Here is a 23,311-nt window from a genome sequence, read left to right on the forward strand (position 1 = left end):
CTCGATCGGTCCCCTCTCCCTGTGGGAGGGTTAGGAATACCCACACGCTTCCGCCAACCGAACCACTAGCAGATCCGTGGTAAAGGCTCATCCAACGGCAGATCCAGCCGACGGGAAACCCCGAACAACCCGGTGAGGCTCACCTGCTGCCGCTCGGTGGTATGGCCAATCACCGCCGCATCGCGCCCCAGCGGATGCTGATGCAGAGCAGCCAACACTTCAGCCTCAGCCTCGGGGGCCACCACCAACACCAGCTTGCCTTCGTTGGCAAAGTTGAGCGCATCCAGCCCCAGCAGTTCGCAAATCCCCCGCACCGCCGGTTTCAACGGCAGCGCCGCCTCTGAAATCGCCATGCCACAGCCGCTAGCGGCGGCAAACTCATGCAGCACCGCCGTCACGCCGCCGCGAGTCGCATCGCGTAAAGCACGCACTCCGGCAATCGGTAACAATGGAGCAATCAGCGGAGCCAACAGTGCGCAATCGCTGCTTAATTCACTCTCCAGGCCCAGCCCTTCACGCAGATTCAGAATGGTTGCGCCGTGATCGCCCAAGGTGCCGCTGACGATAATGCTGTCACCCAGGCGGATGTTAGCGGCCCCCCAATGGACGCCAGCCGGGATGGTTCCTAACCCGGTGGTATTGATAAAGATTTTGTCTGCCGCACCGCGGGGTACCACTTTGGTATCGCCGGTCACAATCTGGATCCCGGCCTGCTGCGCCGTGCTGGCCATCGACTGGACGATGCGTTCCAGCGTGGCATACGGCAACCCTTCCTCCAGGATCATGGCGCAGCTCAGATAACGCGGCTGGGCACCACTGACGGCTACGTCGTTAGCAGTGCCGCAAACCGCCAGTTTGCCGATATCACCACCGGGGAAGAAAATAGGATCGATAACGTAACTGTCGGTCGATACGGCCAAACGATCGCCCGAGATGGCGAGCTCATCCAGTGAGATTCGTGCCTGATCTTCCCGCGCATTTAACGCCGGATTGGCAAAGGCGGGCAGCATGAGTTCTTCAATCAGGGATTGCATGGCGCGGCCACCGCTGCCATGGGCCAGGGTAATTTCCCGCCCGTTGTTCACTTCACGCATTATGCGGTCTCCCTGCGATACTGATAGTAAGCCGAACAGGCCCCTTCTGAGGACACCATCAAGGCACCAAAGGCGTTCTCCGGGGTACATTGTTTGCCAAACAGCGGGCAGGCATCCGGTTTGCAGCGCCCGGTCAACACTTCACCACAGCGCGAACGCGGATCGTCCGCTACCCGCTGCGCCTGTGGTTTAAACCGCAGTTCGGCATCAAAATCCGCATACTCCGGTTTGATCTGCACGCCAGAGTGGGCAATCTCGCCCAAGCCGCGCCATTCGCTGCTCTCTTTCAGGCCAAACACTTCTGCCATCGCCCGCTGAGCCAGAAGATTGCCCAGTTCGGGCACGATGCGCCGGTATTGGTTTTCTACCGCGCAGCGGCCATCACGCAGCTGTTCCAGCAACATCACCAAACCTTGCAGAATGTCCAACGGCTCAAAGCCGGTCACCACCAGCGGCTTATGATAATCCGCAGCGATAAACTGATAGGGTGCGTTGCCGATCACCATGCTGACGTGGCCCGGTGCCAGGAAGCCGTCGATGCGCACATCGGGCTGCTGCAACAGGCTGCGTAAGGTGGGGATCAGGGTGATATGCTGGCAAAACAGGGTGAAATTGCTCAACTGACGCTGGCGGGCTTGCTGCAACGTTAAGGCGCTGGCGGGCATGGTAGTTTCAAAGCCCAGGCCAAAAAACACCACTTCGCGCTGGGGGTTATCCGCCGCCAGCTGTAACGCATCCAGCGGCGAGTACACCACCCGGATATCGGCACCACGGCGGCGAGCATCCAGCAAAGACCCATTGCGACCAGGAACCCGCATCGCATCACCGTAGGTGCAGAAAATCACCTCCGGATGGGCGGCAATCTCCAGGCAGCTATCAATGCGCCCCATCGGTAATACGCAAACCGGGCAGCCGGGGCCGTGGACAAATTCCAGGCTTTCCGGCAACAGTTGGTCAAGACCAAACTTGAAGATAGCGTGGGTGTGACCACCGCAGACCTCCATCACCTGTAACGGCAGGCGCTGCGACTGGGGAATGGCTTGCATCAGCGTTTCGATGCGCCGTAACAGCGCTTGGCACAACGCCGGATCGCGGAATTCATCAACGTAGCGCATTGGCATCCTCGTCATCCCGTGCCAGCCCGACGGCGCGCATATGCTGCAATGCTGCCAGCGTTTCCAGCGCTTCCTGCTCATCGAGCAGGCTCATGGCAAAGCCGACGTGCACCAACACCCACTGGCCGATCAGTTCCTGCGATGAGCCTTCACAGACCAGCGCAATATTGATCCTGACCGCCACGCCGCACACGTCGGCCCAGGCCAGTTGGTGGATATCCTCCCCGACTGCGGTCACCTTACCGGGCACTCCGAGGCACATTATTGCTCCCCCAGCCAGTTCAGCCAGAGATCCATTCCCTCACCGCTGGTGGCCGACAACGCGATCACCTGGATGGACGGATTAACCTGACGGGCAAAGGCGATGCAGTTTTCCACCGAGAAGTTTACATAGGGCAGCAGATCGATCTTGTTGATGATCATCAGCGTAGCGGCGGCAAACATATGGGGGTATTTCAACGGCTTGTCTTCCCCTTCCGTCACCGACAGCACCGCGACCTTGTGCCGTTCGCCCAGATCGAAGCTGGCCGGGCAGACCAGGTTGCCGACGTTCTCGATAAACAGCAGGCTGTGATCCTGCAAATCCAGGCGGTGTGCCGCGTCGTGTACCATCTGCGCGTCCAGATGACAGCCCTTGCCGGTATTAACCTGAATGGCCGGTACGCCGGTGGCGCGAATACGCTCGGCATCGTTACTGGTTTGCTGATCGCCCTCAATCACCGCGCAGGGTAATTTGCCCGCCAATCGTTCCAGCGTGGCCGTTAGCAAGGTAGTTTTGCCCGAACCTGGGCTGGAAACCAGGTTCAGCACCAGAATATGTTGCGCGGAAAAGTGTTCGCGGTTGTGGGCCGCCAGATGGTTATTCTTGCTCAGTACGTCCTGTTCAATCTGCACCAGACGGCGCTGCCCGATACCCGGTGCGTGGCTCCCCGCCTCGCCGTGCCCATAGTGTAGGTCTTGCGAATGCGGTTGCACCTCTGGCGTAAAACGTTCCGCCGCAGCGACACCCGCGTAATGGTGATGTACATCGCCTTGATGGTGATAGTGATGATGGTGATGGATCACTATGCCTGCCGGTGCTTGATGTTCCCCGTCGTGATGATGATCAGGATGATGGTGGTGAGCATCATGATGGTCGTGATGATGGTGGTCGTCGTGGTGATGATGTTCGTCACCTTCGATGGTTTTTTCGCCACTGGCGCAACCGCAAGTCGTACACATCGTTATTCACTCCTCAAAATTATTCCACTTCCAGCTGCTTTAACCGCAGGCTGTCACCGCTCTCAACGCGCAGCTGGTGGCTACCACACTGTGGGCAACCTTCATCATGTTTTTCAATCTGCACGCTCATGCTGCAACTCCAGCACCAGGCGCGGGCCGGCTGGTAGTCCAGCAATAACTGGCACCCCTCTGCCAGCGTATGGCGGGATGCCGAGGCGAAGCTGAAACGCAGCGCGTGCTCTTCAATACAGGAGAGCGCCCCAATTTCCAGCCACACCGCCGTCACCCGTTTAGCTCCGTGCTGCCGAGCCTGCTGTTCAATCAATTCCATCGTGCTCAGGCACAGGCTGATTTCATGCATCTATGCCGTTCTCTGTGACAGGCCAAATAGCGCCCTGCGCCCCGGATTACTGGGGATGTTGCCATCCACCACCGGTAGCGAAAGCGCCATCCGCGCGCTCTGTTGTGCCAACGCCAGCGCCTGCTCGGCCCCCAGATGGCGATCCAACGGAGACATCAGTGAACAGGCCAGGTATTGCCCGCAACCCGCAATCTCACCGACGATGAACCGCACGCTGCCGCAAGGCAGGCTTAACGCCAACTTGTCTCCCACTGCATGGGGCTGCCAAACCTGTTCAGGACCGGGCAACACCAGCAGGCTAAGCATCCACGGCGTGAGAATGGTGCCGACCCACTGCCGTTCAAACAGCTGAAAGCCACAGGCACGCACCGGGATTTGCGGTTGGAAAAACGGCAAATCCTGCATCTCACCGTCGGCAATCGCCTGAAAGGCGGTTTCCAACAGCGCGCTGGGGTTGAGCTGAAAACCGTTAGTCACAGTCTGCATTGGCCACCTCTTTTGGCTCCGCCACCACGCCGCTCTCTTGCAGCGCCAGCAACACCTGGGCCAACGCTGGCTCAATCGCCTGGCTGACCACGGCGCTCAGTCCAATTCCGGGCTCCAGCGACTCTGGCACCACGCCCACCAGGGTGAGCCGACGGGGAAACTCATCCGTCAGCCGCAGCGCCATCAGCACGTCGGAAAGCCCCAGTTGATGGGGCGAAACCTTACGGGTAAACAGCGCCGGGATCTCTTCGTCATACAGCACGGCGACGCTGCCCGGAGCAGCACCGGTCAACACCGCGTCCGCCACAATCAGATGATCGCGATCGGCCATCATTTCCATCAGTTCCATCCCCGAGGTGCCGCCGTCCAGCACCTCAACATGGGCCGGTAAACGATAGCGCTGCTCAAGGGCTTCGACGATGCGCACGCCCACCGCTTCATCGCCCAACAACAGATTACCTATGCCTAATACCAAGATTCTCATTACAGCACCTTGACCCTGGTCACTTCATTGCCAGTGGTGTCTACAATATGTACCGCACAGGACATGCACGGGTCGAACGAGTGGATAGTTCGCACCACCTCCAGCGGTTTGCTCGGATCGGCCACCGGCGTGCCAACCAGCGAGCGCTCGTAAGGACCGGGCTCATCGTTAAAGTTGCGTGGCCCGGCGTTCCAGGTTGAGGGCACTACCGCCTGATAGTTGGCGATCTTGCCGTCCTTGATGACCACCCAGTGCGACAACGCGCCGCGCGGGGCTTCGATAAAGCCCACGCCCCGGATCTCACCGGTCAACGGAATATTCGGTGGGATAAAGGTTTCGTGGTCGCCGCTGCCAATGTTGCTCACCAACGCCTGCCACTGCTGGCCCAGGGTTTCATGCAGTACGCAGGCATGTACCGTGCGCCCGACAATGCGGCCCAGGGTCGACGGCAACTGATCGGCGGTTAACGCTTTGCCGGTCAGGGCCTGGTAATTGCTGTTGACCTTGGCAAAATATTTCTGGGTTGGCGGGTGCTCGGCTTGCAGGGTACACATCAGCCAGGCCAACGGCCCCATCTCTACCGCTTTGCCGTAGAAGGTTGGCGCTTTAACCCAGGAGTATTTGCCATCTTCCTGCCAGCCGGTGTATTTAGGCCTCGTCAGCCCTTCCCACGGTGCCAGCGGTTCATCGTCCTGATACCAGGCGTGCTTGCCGCTCTCCTGAATACCCTTGATCAGATACTCATCGCGCTGGTTGGCGATCGGTCGGAACTTGCCGTTCTCCAGATAGCCCCCCGGCATCAGGAACTGGTCGCCTTTACGATCGATCGGCAGTTCCGGCACGCAGAGATAGCAGTCCGAGCCTTTGCCGAGGGTTAGCCACTCAGGGTAATGCGCCGCGATCACCGCGCTGTCCACCAGGTAAACCTGCTCGATAAAGTCGCCCAGGCGGTCGATAAAGGTTTTCAGGTACATCAGGCGCTCAAGGTTCAGCACGCTAGGCGCATCGAGGTTGATCGGGTTAGCCACCCCGCCCACCGCCAGGTTCTGGATATGCGGCGTTTTACCGCCCAGTATTGCCACTACGCGGTTGGCATCACGCTGGCATTCCAGCGCCTGCAGATAGTGGGCGACGGCGATCAGGTTAATCTCCGGCGGTAACGCCATAGCCGGGTGCCCCCAGTAGCCATTGGCGAAGATGCCCAGTTGGCCGCTGGCGACCAGATCTTTAATCTTCTGTTGCACTCGGGTGAACTCGGCAGCGCTGTTCAACGGCCAGCTAGACAGGCCACTGAGCAAATCGGCAGCCTTCTGCGGATCGGCCTTCAGCGCCGAGGTGACGTCCACCCAGTCCAGCGCCGAGAGCTGATAGAAATGCACGATATGGTCGTGAATGCTGTGGGCGGCGGCAATGATATTGCGGATGTACTGGGCATTGACCGGGATCTCCATCCCCAGCGCATTTTCCACCGTCCGCACGGAGGCTAACGCGTGAATGGTGGTGCACACGCCGCAAATCCGCTGGACGATCATCCACGCGTCGCGCGGATCGTTACCTTGCAGGATCTCTTCCATTCCGCGCCACATGGTGCCGGAGGACCAGGCTTTAACCACCTTGCCGTCTTCAATTTCACAGTCGATGCGCAGGTGGCCCTCAATACGGGTGACGGGATCAATGGTGATGCGTTGGCTCATGCTCTACCTCTAACTGGTTGTTTTCATTCTTATGTTGATGCGCAGGCAGCACCGGTAACAACCGGATCAACAGGATGTACGCACAAACTTCAATTGCCACAAAGCCGATGGAGATCAGCAGTTCGCTGGCCGTCGGGAAATAGTGGTAGCCATTGCCAGGGTCGTAGGCCAGCAACGCGTAATTCAGCCGCCAGAATGAGGCCCCGCAGACCATGCTCAGCGCGCCGAGAAACAGCAGGCGTGAGTTGCGGCGGTTACGTTTCCAGCGGAACATCACCAGCGGCACCAACATCAACAGCGTTTCCACCCAAAACGAGATGGCAAACCGATCGAGATGCCACAGATAGGCCGTTTTACCGCGCCAGATCAGCTCCCCAAAGCGCAGCACAATAAACAGCAGTAAGAACCCATCGATGATGTAGGTCATGCGGGCAAACAGCGGCGTTTCCTCGGGCCCTTTCCCCCGCAGCCCGGCCTGCACCAGCGAGCCTTCAAATATCACTATCGAGAAGCCCAGAATGCCTGCCGTCAACAGCGAGAACAGCGGTAGCATTTCGTAGCTTTGCCACAGCGGGTGGATTTTGATCCCCGCCGCAATCATCAGCGAACCCATCGAGGATTGGTGCATGGTTGGCAGCAATGCGCCCAAGGCGATCACCAGGAACATCACCTTGTTGAGCCGTTTGAGCGACACCTTCCAGCCCAGCCGTTCCAGCAGCGCCGGGGCGAACTCCAGCGCCACGATGCCCACGTAGATCGTCATACAGACCGCGGTTTCAAACAGCACCGACGAGGTATTGAAATGGCCGGGAATATAGAAATAAGGCAGGTTCCAGTAACGGCCGACGTCGATGGTGATCGACAGCCCGCCCAGCGAATAGCCGAACAGGCTGGCCAACAGCGCAGGCCGCACCAGCGGGTGATATTCCCCCCGGTTGAACACATACACCGCCCAGGCCAACGCCCAGCCGCCGCAGGCCAAACCGGTGCCCACCAGCAGATCGAATGCGATCCAGATACCCCATGGGTAGCCGCCGTTCAGATCGGAAACATCGCCCAACCCCAACACCAGACGTTTGAGGATCAGCAACAGGCACAGCACCACAAACGGTGCCAGCATCATCACCGGCCAGCTCACCAGCCGCCCGCCGAGTGGCTGCGTTTTATGCGTCGTCATGTTTATCTTCCTTCTTGTCCTGACGCTCGTTACGCTGGTTACGCTGCACCAGGAAAGTGATCCCGGCCAGAGCGGCAAACGGCAACACCATGCCTTTGTACAGCGTGTGCTGGATATGCTCGGAACGTGCACCGGTTGACAACTCCTCCAGCGCTGGCAAGCCGAGATCCTCGAAAGGCACGCCGGTCAGTACCAGCACCTGCGTTCCGCCGCCCTCGTGCTCGCCATACAGGTGTGGTTGGTAATGCGGCACCGGGTGTTCGTAATGGTCGTTGCCTTGTAGGGTTTGGCGCGGGTAACGGTAATTCTCACCGGGCTTACTGGCCAGACGCTGCTTGGCTTCGGCCATTAACTGCTCGCGGGTGCCAAAGATCACCGCCCCGGTTGGGCACACCTCGACACAGCCTGGCAGCCCCCCCTGATCCAGCCTGGCAACGCCTTTCTGGTTACAGAGTTCGCATTTGTGGATCTTGCCGAACGGGTTGTCGTAGTCGTATTTCGGCACGTTGAACGGGCAGCCCACCATGCAGTAGCGGCAGCCGGTGCAAACATCCGGGTTGTAATGCACGATGCCGGTTTTGGCATCTTTGTGCAGCGCCTGAACCGGACAGACAGAAACGCAGTTGGGGTCGACACAGTGCATGCACTGTTTTTTGATATAGGCATAGCCGTTGTCCACCTGGTCTTTGTGCTTGCCGTCTCCGCTGGTCCACACCTGAATAATGTTGTTGGTGTAAGGGCTGAGCTTGTCGTTGTTCGACCAGGTCGGTTCGGTACCCGCGTAGGCATAGGTTTCGCCATGCGGTTCATCGGTATGGTTGATACGTTGGCATTTGCTGACACAAGCCTGGCAACCTACACACAGGGTCGAGTCATACAGCATGCCCAGCGAGTTGGGGATGGGCGGCTTGTTCTCCGGCCCGGCCTGCGCCGCAGGGGCAACCCCTGCCAACATTGCGCCACCGCAGGTCAGTTTTAGAAAGTTACGTCGATTCACGGCTTACTCCTTGCTTGGCGGCTGCTCGTCGTCTTTACGCTGCGTTTTTTGCTGCCGCCCCAGCTCTTTCACCGCCATCAGGCTGACACCGGCAACCAGGCCGACCACGCCGCCAAGCAATCCCATCGCCGTTGGGCTGACATGCCCGCCTTCAACGCTACCCACCTCGGGTTTGGCGTTGCGGGGGGTAGGATTTTCGACGCTGGCCAACTGGGCGATCCCTTTGGTAAAGCCGATACCCTGCTCGTTGCAGCCGTAGCAGGGGTGGCCGATCCCAACCGGCCAGATGCCACCGCCCACGTCGCAGAACTCCAGCGTTGAGCAGTTGCCATAAGTTTCTGGCCCCTTGCAACCAAGGTGATACAGGCACCAGCCCTGCCGATGACCTTCATCACCAAACTGTTTGGCAAAACGCCCGGCGTCAAAGTGCGGACGGCGCTCGCAGTTTTCATGGATCAGACGGGCATAGGCGAATTCGGGGCGATTTTTCGCATCCAGCGCCGGTGGCCGTTGATAGGTGATGATATGGGCCACCGTCGCCAGGAAGTTGTGCGGGTTGGGCGGACAGCCGGGGATGTTGATCACGGTTTTGCCGGGTAAAATATCCTGCAGGCTGACCGCGCCGGTCGGGTTAGGACCGCTAGCCGCGACGCCGCCCCAGGCAGCACAGGAGCCGATGGCGATCACCGCAGCGGCATGCTCTGCCGCATTACGGATATGCTCAACGATCGGCTTACCCGCCACCATGCAGTAGACGCCGCCATCCTTCATCGGAATGGAGCCGTCGACCACCAGCACGTATTTGCCTTTGTATTGCTCAATCGCACGGTGCTTGTTTTCTTCCGCCTGTTCACCGAACGCAGCAGAGAGGACTTCGTGATATTCCATGGAAACCACGTCAAGCAACAGGTTCTCGATCGTTGGGTGAGTGGCCCGTAACAAGGATTCCGTACAGCCGGTACATTCCTGAGCCCCGATCCAGATGACCGGTGGCCGCTGTGGCGAACCTACCGAGTGGGCTATTTCGGCGGCGGCTTTGGTGCTGAGCCCCATGGTGGCGGCGAGTGCCGCACATAACTTCATAAAATCGCGGCGATTCACGCCATCCCGGAAAAATGTTTGATTTTCCCTTATCATTATTATCTATCCCCTGTTGATGACCGACATACAAGCCCGTAAACACAGTGTGCGGGTGGTTAATATATTGTTATTTTCCGGCTACCCTGAGTTGATCTTTATCAACCTTTGCTGAGGTAACAGTTAATATTTGCGTAACATGAGAAAAATCGCTTCAGCAAAAAATATTTTTCTTGCATATTTATCTCGCTAGATTTATTCGCGCACGTATTTAAATAACAATAACTCTCATTATCTTTTAAATAAAAATCCTAACGCCATTAAATAACCCACCAATCAAACAACAAGAATAATAATGTATTCTCTTGCATAGTTTTGTAACAATTAATATCTCCCCGGCTTCAGCATAAGCTTTACGACACAATCAAGCGTGATGAGTATAGAAAAGGCCGGGGCAGGAAAACACGTAATATGCCGTTTTAGTTTAAAATTTTATTGCAGAGTCATCGGCGGGGTCATGCATGGCAATGATATTGCATTATGCCGCTATTTTATCGGATGTTGCGTGCATCAGTGACGGTTGGCGGGCGTTGGTCTTTATGCGAACCCGTGGGAATAAAGCAATAAATGACTTTGCTAATCCCTCTACCAAGCGCGCAATGGGGGGCTTATGTTGCACGAGGCCATAACAATATTGTACCGCCGCTGGATATAATTCACCAACATCCCCTAATTCCACCAACCAAATATGCTACAGATTAAGACTCCGGCCTGAACACAACAATTGCTGCTATAGAAAAAAGGCAACCATCCTGCTTTATTCGCTTGCGCAAAGCGAAAACTTGACCTCAAGCAAACTTCAACTAGCCCGCGCGTGGGTATACTTATTAAGAGGTAATCTAATTATCAAGCTGATAGATGAATTTGCATGGCGAATATTATCAATGCAAATTCATTAATGCAGACGACTTTACTCGCTACAGGTTAGCACTTTTAATAGATCACACCACGGTTGCCTGGCTTAAAACGTCTTGCCAAGAGACATCATGGGTTAATAACAAACCAGACATCAGGCGTTATCGGCAAAGAAATAGGCCAGCACAGGGAGCACTATCATGAACGATAACAACATCCCCGACCTGCTTCATCACCCGTTCAGCCGCCGTAAGCTAATCAAAACCGGCTCGGCTACCGGCTGCTTACTGGCCGCCACCTCAGGGCTGGTGTTGCCATTCCGTAAAATCGCCGCCGCCGAGCCGTTGCCAAATCCCCAACAGCCGCAAGACAAGGTGGTCTGGAGTTCTTGCACCGTAAACTGCGGTAGCCGCTGTGCACTGCGCCTGCACGTGCGGGATGACGAAGTATACTGGGTGGAAACCGACAACACCGGCGACGATCACTATGGCAACCACCAGGTGCGGGCCTGCCTGCGTGGGCGCTCTATCCGCCGCCGCATGAACCACCCGGACCGGCTGAAGTACCCGATGAAACGCGTCGGCAAACGCGGCGAAGGCAAATTCAAACGCATCAGTTGGGAAGAGGCGCTGGATACCATCAGCGGCCAGTTGAAGCACACTCTGGCGGAATACGGTAATGAGGCGGTGCACGTGCTGTACGGTACCGGGGTCGACGGCGGCAATATCACCAACTCCAACGTGCCTTATCGCCTGATGAACTCCTGCGGTGGCTTCCTCAGCCGCTATGGCAGCTACAGCACCGCGCAGATCACCGCCGCCATGCCCTACCTGTACGGCGCACAGCAGGGCAACAGCCCGGATGATATCGCCAACAGCAAGCTGGTGGTGCTGTTTGGCAATAACCCGGCGGAAACCCGCATGAGCGGTGGCGGAGTAACCTATTATCTGGAGCAAGCCAGGGCAATCTCTAACGCCAAGATGATTGTCATCGATCCGCGCTATACCGATACCGCCGGTGGCCGTGAAGATCAGTGGGTGCCGATTCGCCCGGGCACCGATGCGGCGTTGGTTGCAGGCATAGCCCATGTGTTGATCAGCGAAAATCTGGTGGACCAGCCGTTCCTGGATAAATACTGCATAGGTTATGATGAAACCACCCTGCCCAGCAGCGCGCCAAAAAACGGCCATTACAAAGCCTATATCCTCGGCCAGGGTGACGATGGTACCGCCAAAACGCCAGAGTGGGCGGCTCGTATTACCGGGATACCGGCCAACACCATTATCCAACTGGCCCGCGAAATCGGCATGACCAAACCGGCCTATATCTGCCAGGGCTGGGGGCCGCAGCGTCACGCCAACGGAGAACAAACCGCCAGGGCTATTGCCATGTTACCGATCCTGACCGGTAACGTCGGTATCAACGGCGGTAATACCGGCTGCCGCGAAGGCAGCTTCGATCTGGGCGTGGAATGGTTCGATATGCTGACCAACCCGGTACAGGCCAAGATTTCGGTGTTTACCTGGACCGACGCGATCATGCGCGGCCCGGAAATGACCGCCAAGCGTGACGGCATCCGTGGCAAAGATAAGCTGGACGTACCGATCAAATTTATCTGGTGCTATGCCAGTAATACGCTGATCAATCAGCATGGTGATATCAGCCGTACCCACCAGATCCTGCAAGACGACAGCAAGTGTGAAATGATCGTCGGCATCGAGCACTTTATGACCTCATCGGCCAAATATTGCGACATTCTGCTGCCCGACCTGATGCCAACCGAGCAGGAAGACCTGATCTCTCATGAATCCGCGGGCAATATGGGCTACGTGATCCTGGGCCAGCCCGCCACCACGCGCAAGTTTGAACGCCGCCCGATTTACGAGATCCTTTCCGAGGTGGCCAAGCGGGTTGGGCCACAGGCCGAAGCGACTTTCACCGAGGGGCGCAACCAGCAGCAGTGGATCGAATACCTGTGCGAGAAAACCCGCGAACGCAACCCGGAAATGCCAAGCTATCAAGAGATGAAAAGCGCTGGCATTTATAAACGCAAATGCCCAGAAGAGCACGTGGTAGCCTTCAAGGAGTTCAGAGAAGATCCGCAGGCCAACCCGCTGAAAACACCCTCAGGCAAGATTGAAATATACTCCGAACGGCTGGCGGAGATCGCAGCCACCTGGGAGTTGGCACCAGAAGATGTGATCCACCCGTTACCTGTCTATGCCGCAGGGTTCGAAGGTTGGGAAGATCCGCTGAGCAGCCAATATCCGCTGCAGCTGTTTGGTTACCACTACAAGGCCAGAACCCACTCCAGTTACGGCAACATTGACGTGTTGCAGCAGGCTTGCCCGCAGGAGGTGTGGATCAACACGCTGGATGCGCAGGCGCGCGGCATCAAGAACGGCGATCGAGTGAAGGTCTTTAATGGCCGGGGAGAAACGCAGATCCAGGCGAAGGTAACGCCACGCATTATGCCTGGCGTCACCGCTATGGGCCAAGGTGCCTGGCTGGCGGCAGATATGTTTGGCGATAAGGTCGATCACGGCGGCAGCGTGAATATTCTGACCCACCATCGCCCTTCCCCGCTGGCCAAGGGCAACCCTCAACACACCAATCTGGTGCAGATTGTGAAGCTGTAGGTGGTTTGGGGCGGGTTGCAGTCGGCCGGGATAACGGTGGTCTGCGTATTCAACTGCGGCGCGGAGAATTAATGCTGACGGTGGAGGTGTGCGACGGTAGCGACTCGCTACCGTACTGGCATACAACGCAAGGTGCGGTATGACTGCGATTTAACCATCAAAACCACGGCAAGATTGGCCCCAAACTGATTAACCGTTATGGGGCCAATATTTTGCCTTGATTAGGCTGGCAATCATTTTTCTTTCGACATTCTGGCCACTATCTTACGCACCGCGTTGTAAACCAGATCGACCAAACGGTAGCAACCTAAAGGAATGACGAATAAAAGAATTGACTTAGTAAGCCATGAAGGGAGTTCGATAACAGAAACAGCTAAAATGCCAACGCAATAAAACAGAGGGTTAATAATGAAAAGCATAAGAACAAAAATCCATATGCTATATAAAAAATTTGATTTTATCATCATTGTATAATCCTCGGTTTAGGTGATGCGGTATGTAACATGCCGGTATTGGTTTTTAGCCATAAGTCACATTACCAACTACAGCTGTTACCTGAATTCCCACCACAATTGCTATTATTACCTTTCCCACCGCCATTGCCATTGCCGGTGTTGATACAGTTGCCAACGCCTGTAATTGCGCCGCCAAACGCCCCGGCAGCAGCAGTTCCAATGCCACCCCATGCGCCACCAGCCGCACCACCTATAACACCCAGTGCAAGACCTGTGGCACAAGCTGCATCCATACCAGGAGATGAATTGCCGACAAAACCATTGGCCTGCCCGCCATAGTTAGTGGACGGCCCCCGGCCCTTATTGTTATTGCGGCCTCCGTTATCACTCCGGTCACCACCATTATTACCGCGACCGCCGGAAATTTGACTAAGTATAGATTTATCTAGTTCTATCATAAACAGTTCCTTTGTTAAGTAATATAAAGCAAGCTCGTTCAAAATCATTATTAACCCAACGCAATTTTACATGCAACATATTATTTATTAGCCAATCAAGTAACCTGTATAAATATAAACCCACTTATACACAACACATCCCTATGATTTACTTAACTTTCAGATTTACCACTCAACTCTGGAGAAAACGCTTTACTTTGAAAATAAATTAAAGCACCAGAAGGATATTATGTGGGCCTGTTATTTATTCATTTAACCTTAAAAATAATGTTTTCGACAACGGACCGTTCTTCTCCGACAGTTGCTCTGCTCACTCTCAACCCTGCCGCGGCCCGAGTCAGGTGTGTATCAACCTGATAATCTTATCCTTATCAATATGATAAATTATCGTCGCACATAGTCTTTGCCATACCGACATTGGTGCGTCCTCCCCCCCTCTTTGGCCACCAAAACTATCACGCCCACGCCATAAACCAGATTCAACTCACAAATCTCACATCCGGCTGATTTTTCACCCCATTATGGCCTGTAAGTTGCTGCTGTTGGCTATCGCGACTTTTTCTCTCACCGAGGAGAGCAAGATGCCTGTAGGAACCTCGCCCGAACGCGTCGATGCGCAAGCCAAAGTCACCGGCCGGGCGCGCTATACCGACGATATGATCATGCCCGGTATGCGTCATGCCAAATATGTCCGTAGCCCGATTGCCCATGGTCTGGTTATGAGTATCGACACCAGCAAAGCCCTGCAACTGCCGGGGGTTGAGGCCATATTTACTTATCAGGATGTGCCGCAGCACGGTTTTCCGACGGCGGGCCATGCCTGGTCATTGGATGCCAATAAGCGTGACGTAGCGGATAAACAGCTGCTGACCCAGTATGTACGCCATCACGGCGATGGCGTGGCGATCGTGGTCGCCTGCGACGCGTTAACGGCAGAGAAAGCCGCCATGCTGGTCGAAGTGGAATATCAGGAACTGCCGGTGATGACCACCGCAAAAACCGCGCTGGCAGCCGAAGCGCCGTTGTTACACGGCGGTAAAAGCAATCTGCTGAAACAACACCAGCTCAGCGGCGGCGATCCCGAAGCGGCACTGGCTGCGTCAGAGATAGTAATCGAAGGTAACTACAGCACGCAGGTAGTGCAACATTGTCATCTGGAAGGGGTGATCTCCTACGCTTATATGGATGAGATGGATCGCATCGTGATTGTCTCCAGCACCCAAATTCCCCATCTAGTACGCCGTGTGGTAGGCCAGGCGCTGGATCGGCCATGGTCATCCATCCGGGTGATCAAGCCCTATATCGGCGGCGGGTTCGGCAATAAGCAGGACGTATTGGAAGAGCCGATGGCCGCATTCCTGACCTGGAAACTCGGCGGCGTGCCGGTCAAGGTTGAACTGAGCCGCGAAGAGTGTTTTTTGGCATCACGCACCCGCCACTCGTTCACCATCAGCGGTAAGATGGGCATCAACCGCGACGGCACCCTGCAAACCTATAGCCTGGATGTGCTCTCCAATACCGGAGGATATGCTTCTCACGGCCATTCCATTGCCTCAGCCGGGGCCAATAAAATCGCCTATTTGTATCCGCGTATCGCCTTCGGCTACAAAGCCACCACCTTTTACTCCAACCTGCCGAACGCCGGGGCCATGCGCGGCTACGGCGCACCGCAGGTAACCTTTGCCCTGGAATGCATGATTGACGAAGCCGCCGCCCAACTGGGGATGGATCCGCTGGAACTGCGGCTCAAAAACGTCGCCCGCCAAGGAGATCTCAACCCTCTCAATCATAAAGAGATCAAGAGCGCCGGGATTATCGAGTGCCTGCAAAAAGGCCGGGAACTGTTTAATTGGGATGCCCGTCGAGCCGCCTGCCTGAATCAGAGTGGCCCCATCCGCCGCGGCGTTGGCGTGGCCTGCCTTAGCTATGCGTCTAATACCTATCCAGTTGGCGTCGAGATTGCCAGCGCCCGGTTGTTACTGAACCAGGATGGCACCGTCCATTTGCAAGTCGGCGCGACGGAAATTGGCCAGGGGTCGGATACCGTGTTTGCACAAATGGCGGCACAAACCATTGGCGTGCCCTTTTCTTCCATCTACGTTATCTCCACCCAAGACACCGATATTACCGCCTACGACCCTGGTGCCTTCGCCTCGCGGCAAAGCTATGTGGCCGCCCCCGCCATCCGTCAGGCCGCTACGGAGCTGCGCGCCAAGATCCTGACCCATGCAGCCTATATGTGCAGCCAGCCCGAATGGGCGCTGGATGTGATCAACGGCGAGGTGGTGCTGAAGGAGATGCCGGAAAAAGTGTTGTGCTCGGTGCAAGAGGTCTCCATGAGCGCCCATTACGATCAGGAGGTCGGCGGGCAGATTATGGCCGAGGTTTCCTGCAAAACCCGCAGCAATCCACCCGCCTTTGGCTGCACCTTTGTTGACCTCACCGTCGATATTGAGCTGTGTAAGGTCACCATCAACAAGATCATGAATCTGCACGACTCCGGCCAGATCCTTAACCCGCTGTTGGCCGAGGGCCAGGTGCATGGCGGCATGGGAATGGGCATCGGCTGGACGCTATTCGAAGAGATGATCATCGACGAGCAAAGCGGCATCGTGCGCAATAACAATCTGCTGGATTACAAGTTCCCTACCATTCTCGATCTGCCAGAGTTGGACTGTGCGTTTGTCGAAACCTATGAGCCGCAATCCGCCTATGGGCACAAGGCGCTAGGTGAACCGCCGCTGATCTCTCCCGCCCCGGCGATCCGTAACGCCATCTGGATGGCAACCGGCGTGAAAATAGATGAACTACCGCTGACGCCAAAAACGCTGTATCGCTATTTTTCGCAGGCGGGCCTGATCGAGTAACTGGAGAAAACCATGTACGATATTGCAAACTATTATCGGGCGACCAGCATAGACGATGCCGTACGGCAATTAGCCGCCAATCCTCAGGCCAGGCTGATTGCTGGCGGTACCGACGTGTTAATCCAGCTCCATCATATGAACGGCAAATATCGCCATCTGGTGGATATTCACGGCCTGAACGAGCTGAACGGTATCGAGCTGCTGCCGGATGGCACACTGCGCATCGGCAGCGGCACCACCTTTAGCCAGATTATCGATTCACCGTTGGTGCAACGCCATATCCCGATCCTGGCAGAGGCAGCCGCGACGATCGCCGGACCGCAGGTGCGGAATATGGCCACGCTGGGCGGGAATATCTGCAACGGTGCCACCAGTGCCGATTCCGCCTCACCCTGTGTGGTGATGGAAGCCGAACTGGAAATCGCTACCCCCGCAGGGCTGCGCCGCACGCCGATCCAAGGTTTCCACACCGGCCCAGGCAAGGTTGCGCTGGGGCAAAAAGAGGTTGCCGTGGCGTTGCTGTTCAGGCCACAGCACTATCAGCACTTTGGTGCCAGCTATTACAAATACGCCATGCGTGGTGCGATGGATATTGCCACCATCGGCTGCGCTGCGGCCTGCAAAATCGAAGATGGCCACTTTAGCGCGGTGAAAATCGCCTTTGGCGTAGCGGCCCCAACGCCGATCCGCGCCCCCCATGCCGAGGCCGCAGCACTGGGTCAGCCATTCAATGCGCAAACGCTCGCCGCCGTGCGTGAGGCGGTCATACGTGACGTGCTGCCACGTTCATCCTGGCGCGCCAGCAAAGAGTTCCGTATGCAAATCATCCGTACGCTGGCAGAGCGCGTGCTGGCCCAAGCGGCCCAACGCGCAGGAGGAGAGTTATCATGTTGATCAATTGCACCATCAATGGCCGCCCCTATCAATTCGAGGTCGATCCCCGCCTGTCGCTGATGGAGTTACTGCGCCAGCAAGGGCTTAACAGCGTCAAACAAGGGTGCAGCGTGGGCGAGTGCGGTGCCTGTACCGTATTGATCGACGATGTCGCTACCGATACCTGTATTTACCTGGCACTCTGGGCCGATGGCAAAATCATCCGCACCACCGAGGGCGAGGTGAAACAGGGCAAACTGTCTGCCGTACAGCAGGCTTATGTGAATGTGGGGGCGGTACAGTGTGGTTTTTGTACGCCGGGGTTGGTGATGACCAGCACCTCGATGGTGGAGCGTTTTCGCGGCCACCGCCTTACCGAGCAGGAGATCCGCCGCGGGCTGGCCGGGAATTTATGCCGCTGCACCGGCTATACCTCGATCGTCAAGGCGGTGGAAAAGGCGCAGCAGTTGGATGAAGAGATGCCGCGTTGAGAAACGCGGGTAAACGCTAGTGACGGATTTGCGCCAACTCTTCTTCTGAAAGACCGGCCAACTGTATGACTATGGCGCTCTCGAAGCCGTTAACTAGCATGGAACGGGCTATTTCCATAAACGCTTCGCGTTTACCTTGTTTTAGTCCTTCCTGAAGCCCTTCCTCTCGCCCTTTTTGTTCGAGATATTCGGCAATAGTCATCAATTCCTCCTCATGCAGCGGCGCGCGCCTAGCCAATTCGCGGAGCAGTCTCTCCGGTTTAGCCGTACTCCCCACCTGCAGCATATAGTTTATCTACGATATGATTCAGGATCATCAGAGGAAGCGGTAAGCCATTCAAATAAAAACAACTCAATCCATTGATTTAACTAAAAAATAAGGCCTAGATTATTACCTATCAGCGTTGTTCTGATCTGTAATCCTTCAGGACGTTCATATGAGTTGATGTATTGAACTGTGAATGGGCGCGGCATGCAGCGCCCCTACATGAAGAATCGAGTGTTGATTGGTCAGTAAACGACTAACCCTGAGTTTTCCATCAAATCGCCCAGCCACCGGCATAGAATGCCACCAGCGCCAGCGCGATAATCACCGTGCCAATATTCAGTTTGCGCCACTCGTTAGAGAACACGCGGCCAATCACCAGCGTGCTGAAGCCCAGCATAATGCCGGTGACAATGTTACAGGTCAGCACGATAAATACCGCGCACACCAGGCCGGACATAGCATCGACAAAGTCGTCAAAGTCCAACTTGGCCACGTTGCTCAGCATCAGCAGGCCCACATACATCAGCGCCGGTGCCGTCGCATAGCCGGGGACCAGATAAGACAGCGGTGACAAGAACAGGATCAGCAAGAACAGTACCCCCACGACCGCCGCCGTCATGCCCGTTTTACCGCCAGCAGCCGTTCCCGCAGCGGACTCGATATACACCGCAGCCGGTGAGGCCCCAACCAGCGCAGAAAACATGCTGCTCATGGAGTCGGCAGTTAATGCCCGGCCACCGTTGATAATCTGCCCATCCTCGTCCAACAGGTTAGCCTGCCCGGCTACCGCCCGGATGGTGCCGGTAGCATCAAACACCGCTGTCATGACCAGCGCCAATACGCTGGGCAGTATCGCCGGGTTCAACGCCCCTTTGATATCCAGGCTAAAAATCAGCGAGCTGCCATCCGGCCCGGACAGGCTCGGCAGCGCAAACAGCCCCTGATATCTTACGTTCGGATCAAAGATCAGGCCGATCAGGGAAATACCAATGATCACCAATAAAATCCCACCCGGCACGCGCAGTTTCTCCAGCCCGAGGATCATCGCCAGGCCGAGCAATGACATCATCACCGGGAAAGACACAAACGACCCCAGCGCCACCGGCAAACCGTCCAGCGGGTTCTTGATCACCATGCCGACGCCGTTGGCAGCGATCAGCAGCAGGAACAGCCCGATACCAATCCCGGTACCGTGCGCTATGCCCATCGGCAGGTTACGCAGGATCCATGAACGCACCCCGGTCACCGAAATGGCGGTGAATATCAGCCCCATCAGGAAGATGGCCCCCAGGGCGACGGGTATGCTGATGTGCTGGCCAAGCACCAGGCTGAAAGCGGTAAACGCCGTCAATGAGATGGCGCAGCCAATAGCCATCGGTAAGTTAGCCCACAGGCCCATCACCAGCGACCCCACACCGGCAACCAGACAGGTGGCGACAAACACCGCAGCCGGAGGGAAACCCGCCTTGCCCAACATGCCAGGCACCACGATCACCGAATAGACCATCGCCAAAAAGGTGGTCAACCCTGCCAACACTTCCTGCCGTACGCTGCTGCCCCGCTCGCTAATCTTAAAATAGCTGTCTAGCGAGCTGGCCGCTTTTTCTGACGTCGCCTGCGATAAATTATTAGACATATCAATGCCCTCTGAAGGTTTACACTCACCTACCCCGTTGGCTTACCGTTACGGCATTATCGTCTGGCCGCAACGGCACTCGCTTGGGGTAACGCCAATCCTGGCAAATTGCAGTGCGGTTGATTAAGTACGTTCATACACCAGCCGGCCATCGACATAGGTGCGATAGATCGACCGGTCATCCCCTAGTGTCATCATGACAAACAGCTTATCCATCAAGGTTTTTGAGTTGTCGTAGCGCAGCTGTTGCAACGGCGTGGCCGTCGGCTCCAGCACCACAAAGTCCGCCTCTTTCCCCAGGTTGAAGTTACCAATGGTGTCCGCCAGCCCCAGAGCATCGGCCCCACCCAGCGTCGCCAAGTAGAACGCCTCATACGCCGAGAGCCGGTAACCTTGCAGCTGCATGATTTTGTAAGCCTCATTCAGCGTTTGCAGCATGTTGAAGGTGGTGCCCGCGCCGATGTCGGTGCCCATTCCCACCCGCACCTTCTTCCGCCAGGCGTTGGGCAAATTAAACAGGCCGCTGCCGAGATACAGGTTGGAGGTCGGGCAAAAGGCGATGGATGATTGGGTCTGGTGCAGACAATCCCACTCGGCGTCTTCCAGATGCACGCAGTGGGCAAATACGCTTTTTCTGCCGGTCATGCCGTAGTGATGATAAACATCGAGATAACTTGTGCGCTCTGGATACAGGGCTTTCACCCAAGCCACTTCATCCTTGTTTTCCGACAGGTGGGTATGCAGATAAACATCCGGGTATTCCTGGCGCAGGCGTTGCACCATCTCCAACTGCTCCGGTGAGGAAGTTGGCGCAAAACGCGGGGTGATGGCGTACAACAGGCGGCCATTGTTATGCCAGCGCTCAATCAGCGCCTTGGTTTGGCTATAGCTGCTTTCTGCGGTATCCAGCAGGTAATCGGGCGCGTTACGATCCATCATCACCTTGCCGGCGATCATCCGCATATTGATATGGCGCGCCGACTCAAACAGCGCCTCTACCGATTCGGGATGTACGGTGCCGAACACCAGCGCGGTGGTAGTGCCATTGCGCAGCAGTTGCTTGATGAAAAACGCCGACATCTCGCGGGCGTATTCCAGATCGTTATAGCGTTTCTCCGCCGGGAAGGTGTGCTTGTTCAGCCAGTCCAGCAGTTGTTCGCCATAGGCTCCCACCATTTCACATTGTGGATAATGAATATGGGTGTCGATAAACCCTGGCACGATCATTTTACCGCTATAGTCGCGCACCCGGATGCTATCGGGGATCTGGTGGTGCCCCTCTTCCCAGTCGCCAAACCACTCCACCCGGCCATCACGAACGATCAGTAGCCCGTCTTTAATAAAGCGCAAATGGCCCTCGATTTCTTCCGGATGCTGTACGGTGCGGGTGATATCGAGAAAACTGCCCCGCACGGCCTTGATTGATTGCTCACGCTCCATACTCAAATTCCTTATCACCATAAAACGGCTATTGCTAGAAGGGCGTCGTGTGCAGCGCCCGGTCAATCGGTGTTTTTTTCCGCCGGAACCACCTCAAATTCAGCCTCACTGACCCCAGGTTTCTCACTCTTGTTCTGCGGTATCAGTAAATTGAGGAAAATGGCAGTGAGCCCACCGGCGCAGATCGGGTTTTCCACCAGCACATAAATCGACTCGGGCAAAATACGAAACACTTCCGGATCGTAAGAGACGCCAAGACCCAGACCCAGCGAAGTCGCAACGATAATGGTTTCGCGGCGGTTTAAGCCGTCGGAGATAATGATGCGTATCCCGGCGATGGCGATCATCGAGAACATGAGCGTCATCGCCCCGCCCAGCACTGGCGCCGGGATAGTGGTAAAGAAGCGGCCAATGACGGGGAACAGCCCCAGCACTACCAGGATCACGGCGATATATTTGCCGATATGACGCGAGGCGACACCGGTCATCTGGATCACGCCGTTATTCTGGGAAAATGTCGTCAGTGGCAACGAGCCCAGCATGGCAGCAATCACCGAGACCAGCCCATCGGCCAGCACTCCACCGCTCAGGCGTGCGGTATATTCATCCCCTTTGATGGGCTGCTCGGACACTATTGCGGTAGCGGTGATACTGCCGACCGCCTCCAACACGCTGAGCAGATAGATGATGCCAGCCACCAGGAAGGCATGCAGATCGAAAGAGAATCCGTATTTAAAGGGAACGGGAACGGTCATTACCGGCAGGTTTTGCATTACCGAGAAATCCACCATGCCCAGGCACAAAGCCACCACATAACCGACAATCAAGCCGATGGCGATGCCCCCCATGCGCAATAATGCGTTCTGGCAACAGTTAAACCCGATCACCACCAACAGCACCAACAGGCCGATACCAATATTTTCGTAGTTGCCAAAGGTGCCGCTGCTTTTCGCTGAATAACCGCCACCAAAATCGATAATGCCCACCTTGATCAGGCTCAGGCCAATCATCAGCACCACAATGCCGCTCACGGTGGGTGTGATCACCCGTTTCAGATAGGGCAGAATAAACGAGGAGCCCACCACCAGGAATGCCCCAACAAAAGAGATGCCCAGCAGAGTGGACATGATCGCTTCCACATGCATGCCATCGGCTTTCATGGTGCTGCCCAAGGCGATCATCACCGTCACAAAGGAAAAATTGACCGATTGAATGGACAATAAGCCGGAGCCTACGCGGCCATAGCGATTCACCTGCAGCCAGGTGCCAATCCCTGAAGCAATCATTGCCATCGAAACCAGATAGGCTGTGACGTCCGGCGGCAACCCCAGCGCGGTGCCGACAATTAACGCCGGGGCCACCATCGGCACAAAAATAGCCAGTAAATGGGTAATCGCCCCCACGATGCATTGGTCAAAGGGGGGTTTATCTTCCACCCGATAAATAAGGTCGTTATTTGAACTAGGCATATCAGACATCTCTTTACTCCATTCCAGTAAATTTGATCATCTGATTCAATAAGCTCCACGCCCTGCACTTTCGCCATGTTAAATCCACGGGCTA

Annotated in this window: 20 protein-coding genes; 4 read left to right on the plus strand and 16 right to left on the minus strand. The window is 56.1% G+C overall.

Going from position 1 to position 23,311, the window contains the following annotated elements:
* Positions 1–65 precede the first annotated feature (65 nt).
* From hypE to hybO, 11 genes are read right to left on the minus strand one after another with little or no spacing between them, the layout of a single operon-like run.
* Positions 66–1,094 carry a hydrogenase expression/formation protein HypE gene (gene hypE / locus JHD74_RS12780; RefSeq protein WP_074031275.1) on the minus strand — a complete coding sequence of 343 codons (1,029 nt, stop codon included), beginning with the start codon at positions 1,092–1,094 and terminating at the stop codon, positions 66–68.
* The gene (gene hypD / locus JHD74_RS12785; RefSeq protein WP_074031274.1) at positions 1,094–2,209 is read right to left on the minus strand and encodes a hydrogenase formation protein HypD; all 1,116 of its coding nucleotides are present in this window, start codon (positions 2,207–2,209) and stop codon (positions 1,094–1,096) included. Before hypD ends, hypE begins: the two co-directional genes overlap by 1 nt.
* A complete protein-coding gene (hybG, locus tag JHD74_RS12790) occupies positions 2,196–2,471 on the minus strand; it encodes a hydrogenase maturation factor HybG (protein ID WP_074031273.1) in 276 nt (91 codons plus the stop codon). Before hybG ends, hypD begins: the two co-directional genes overlap by 14 nt.
* The gene (hypB, locus tag JHD74_RS12795) at positions 2,471–3,430 is read right to left on the minus strand and encodes a hydrogenase nickel incorporation protein HypB (protein WP_074031272.1); all 960 of its coding nucleotides are present in this window, start codon (positions 3,428–3,430) and stop codon (positions 2,471–2,473) included. The genes hybG and hypB overlap by 1 nt, the downstream gene beginning before the upstream one ends.
* A 19-nt stretch (positions 3,431–3,449) precedes the next feature.
* Positions 3,450–3,791, minus strand: coding sequence for a hydrogenase maturation nickel metallochaperone HypA (hypA, locus tag JHD74_RS12800; protein ID WP_065685141.1), 342 nt, complete (start codon positions 3,789–3,791; stop codon positions 3,450–3,452).
* Complete coding sequence (hybE, locus tag JHD74_RS12805) at positions 3,792–4,277, minus strand: hydrogenase-2 assembly chaperone (RefSeq protein WP_024528475.1); 486 nt, start codon at positions 4,275–4,277, stop codon at positions 3,792–3,794.
* A complete protein-coding gene (locus JHD74_RS12810) occupies positions 4,261–4,761 on the minus strand; it encodes a HyaD/HybD family hydrogenase maturation endopeptidase (protein ID WP_024528474.1) in 501 nt (166 codons plus the stop codon). The genes hybE and JHD74_RS12810 overlap by 17 nt, the downstream gene beginning before the upstream one ends.
* Entirely contained in the window at positions 4,761–6,455 is a 1,695-nt protein-coding gene (gene hybC, locus JHD74_RS12815; protein WP_024528473.1) for a hydrogenase 2 large subunit, read from the minus strand. The genes JHD74_RS12810 and hybC overlap by 1 nt, the downstream gene beginning before the upstream one ends.
* Positions 6,433–7,632: a Ni/Fe-hydrogenase cytochrome b subunit gene (gene hybB, locus JHD74_RS12820; protein WP_199062819.1), complete on the minus strand. Its 1,200-nt coding sequence runs from the start codon at positions 7,630–7,632 to the stop codon at positions 6,433–6,435. The genes hybC and hybB overlap by 23 nt, the downstream gene beginning before the upstream one ends.
* Positions 7,619–8,629, minus strand: a complete 1,011-nt coding sequence (gene hybA, locus JHD74_RS12825; RefSeq protein ID WP_074031271.1) for a hydrogenase 2 operon protein HybA — start codon at positions 8,627–8,629, stop codon at positions 7,619–7,621. The genes hybB and hybA overlap by 14 nt, the downstream gene beginning before the upstream one ends.
* A gap of 3 nt (positions 8,630–8,632) precedes the next feature.
* Entirely contained in the window at positions 8,633–9,766 is a 1,134-nt protein-coding gene (gene hybO, locus JHD74_RS12830; RefSeq protein ID WP_024528471.1) for a hydrogenase 2 small subunit, read from the minus strand.
* A gap of 1,055 nt (positions 9,767–10,821) precedes the next feature.
* Here hybO and ynfF point away from each other — a divergent pair.
* The gene (ynfF, locus tag JHD74_RS12835) at positions 10,822–13,260 is read left to right on the plus strand and encodes a selenate/tellurate reductase subunit YnfF (RefSeq protein ID WP_024528470.1); all 2,439 of its coding nucleotides are present in this window, start codon (positions 10,822–10,824) and stop codon (positions 13,258–13,260) included.
* 535 nt (positions 13,261–13,795) lie between these two features.
* Here the strand turns inward: ynfF and JHD74_RS12840 are convergent.
* Positions 13,796–14,173 (minus strand): hypothetical protein, encoded by a 378-nt coding sequence (locus JHD74_RS12840; RefSeq protein WP_199062820.1) that lies wholly within the window; start codon positions 14,171–14,173, stop codon positions 13,796–13,798.
* 581 nt (positions 14,174–14,754) lie between these two features.
* Here JHD74_RS12840 and xdhA point away from each other — a divergent pair.
* From xdhA to xdhC, 3 genes are read left to right on the plus strand one after another with little or no spacing between them, the layout of a single operon-like run.
* The gene (xdhA, locus tag JHD74_RS12845; protein WP_199062821.1) at positions 14,755–17,040 is read left to right on the plus strand and encodes a xanthine dehydrogenase molybdenum-binding subunit XdhA; all 2,286 of its coding nucleotides are present in this window, start codon (positions 14,755–14,757) and stop codon (positions 17,038–17,040) included.
* A gap of 12 nt (positions 17,041–17,052) precedes the next feature.
* The gene (gene xdhB, locus JHD74_RS12850; RefSeq protein ID WP_199062822.1) at positions 17,053–17,934 is read left to right on the plus strand and encodes a xanthine dehydrogenase FAD-binding subunit XdhB; all 882 of its coding nucleotides are present in this window, start codon (positions 17,053–17,055) and stop codon (positions 17,932–17,934) included.
* Complete coding sequence (gene xdhC, locus JHD74_RS12855) at positions 17,928–18,404, plus strand: xanthine dehydrogenase iron sulfur-binding subunit XdhC (RefSeq protein WP_199062823.1); 477 nt, start codon at positions 17,928–17,930, stop codon at positions 18,402–18,404. The genes xdhB and xdhC overlap by 7 nt, the downstream gene beginning before the upstream one ends.
* Positions 18,405–18,420: 16 nt before the next feature.
* On the opposite strand, the gene JHD74_RS12860 is transcribed toward xdhC, so the two are convergent.
* The 4 genes from JHD74_RS12860 to JHD74_RS12875 form a co-directional block, all read right to left on the minus strand.
* Positions 18,421–18,606 carry a hypothetical protein gene (locus tag JHD74_RS12860; RefSeq protein ID WP_199062824.1) on the minus strand — a complete coding sequence of 62 codons (186 nt, stop codon included), beginning with the start codon at positions 18,604–18,606 and terminating at the stop codon, positions 18,421–18,423.
* Between the two features lie 337 nt (positions 18,607–18,943).
* The gene (locus JHD74_RS12865; protein ID WP_199062825.1) at positions 18,944–20,308 is read right to left on the minus strand and encodes an NCS2 family permease; all 1,365 of its coding nucleotides are present in this window, start codon (positions 20,306–20,308) and stop codon (positions 18,944–18,946) included.
* 123 nt (positions 20,309–20,431) lie between these two features.
* On the minus strand, positions 20,432–21,748 hold the full coding sequence (gene guaD, locus JHD74_RS12870) for a guanine deaminase (RefSeq protein WP_024528461.1): 1,317 nt from the start codon (positions 21,746–21,748) through the stop codon (positions 20,432–20,434).
* A 62-nt stretch (positions 21,749–21,810) separates the two neighbouring features.
* Complete coding sequence (locus tag JHD74_RS12875) at positions 21,811–23,226, minus strand: nucleobase:cation symporter-2 family protein (protein WP_024528460.1); 1,416 nt, start codon at positions 23,224–23,226, stop codon at positions 21,811–21,813.
* Positions 23,227–23,311: the final 85 nt, after the last annotated feature.

Origin of the sequence: Serratia sp. ASV30 (assembly GCF_016428815.1) — a bacterium.
GTDB lineage: Bacteria > Pseudomonadota > Gammaproteobacteria > Enterobacterales > Enterobacteriaceae > Chania > Chania fonticola_C.

Excerpts from the sequence above, each read along its gene's own strand:
- JHD74_RS12810 (WP_024528474.1), bottom strand. The coding sequence starts at position 4,761 with ATGAGAATCTTGGTATTAGGCATAGGTAATCTGTTGTTGGGCGATGAA.
- hybO (WP_024528471.1), bottom strand. The coding sequence starts at position 9,766 with ATGATAAGGGAAAATCAAACATTTTTCCGGGATGGCGTGAATCGCCGC.
- JHD74_RS12865 (WP_199062825.1), bottom strand. The coding sequence starts at position 20,308 with ATGTCTAATAATTTATCGCAGGCGACGTCAGAAAAAGCGGCCAGCTCG.
- hypE (WP_074031275.1), bottom strand. The coding sequence starts at position 1,094 with ATGCGTGAAGTGAACAACGGGCGGGAAATTACCCTGGCCCATGGCAGC.
- hybG (WP_074031273.1), bottom strand. The coding sequence starts at position 2,471 with ATGTGCCTCGGAGTGCCCGGTAAGGTGACCGCAGTCGGGGAGGATATC.
- xdhB (WP_199062822.1), top strand. The coding sequence starts at position 17,053 with ATGTACGATATTGCAAACTATTATCGGGCGACCAGCATAGACGATGCC.
- hybE (WP_024528475.1), bottom strand. The coding sequence starts at position 4,277 with ATGCAGACTGTGACTAACGGTTTTCAGCTCAACCCCAGCGCGCTGTTG.
- hypD (WP_074031274.1), bottom strand. The coding sequence starts at position 2,209 with ATGCGCTACGTTGATGAATTCCGCGATCCGGCGTTGTGCCAAGCGCTG.
- hybB (WP_199062819.1), bottom strand. The coding sequence starts at position 7,632 with ATGACGACGCATAAAACGCAGCCACTCGGCGGGCGGCTGGTGAGCTGG.
- JHD74_RS12875 (WP_024528460.1), bottom strand. The coding sequence starts at position 23,226 with ATGTCTGATATGCCTAGTTCAAATAACGACCTTATTTATCGGGTGGAA.
- hybC (WP_024528473.1), bottom strand. The coding sequence starts at position 6,455 with ATGAGCCAACGCATCACCATTGATCCCGTCACCCGTATTGAGGGCCAC.
- hypB (WP_074031272.1), bottom strand. The coding sequence starts at position 3,430 with ATGTGTACGACTTGCGGTTGCGCCAGTGGCGAAAAAACCATCGAAGGT.
- JHD74_RS12860 (WP_199062824.1), bottom strand. The coding sequence starts at position 18,606 with ATGACTATTGCCGAATATCTCGAACAAAAAGGGCGAGAGGAAGGGCTT.
- xdhC (WP_199062823.1), top strand. The coding sequence starts at position 17,928 with ATGTTGATCAATTGCACCATCAATGGCCGCCCCTATCAATTCGAGGTC.
- hypA (WP_065685141.1), bottom strand. The coding sequence starts at position 3,791 with ATGCATGAAATCAGCCTGTGCCTGAGCACGATGGAATTGATTGAACAG.
- ynfF (WP_024528470.1), top strand. The coding sequence starts at position 10,822 with ATGAACGATAACAACATCCCCGACCTGCTTCATCACCCGTTCAGCCGC.
- xdhA (WP_199062821.1), top strand. The coding sequence starts at position 14,755 with ATGCCTGTAGGAACCTCGCCCGAACGCGTCGATGCGCAAGCCAAAGTC.
- JHD74_RS12840 (WP_199062820.1), bottom strand. The coding sequence starts at position 14,173 with ATGATAGAACTAGATAAATCTATACTTAGTCAAATTTCCGGCGGTCGC.
- guaD (WP_024528461.1), bottom strand. The coding sequence starts at position 21,748 with ATGGAGCGTGAGCAATCAATCAAGGCCGTGCGGGGCAGTTTTCTCGAT.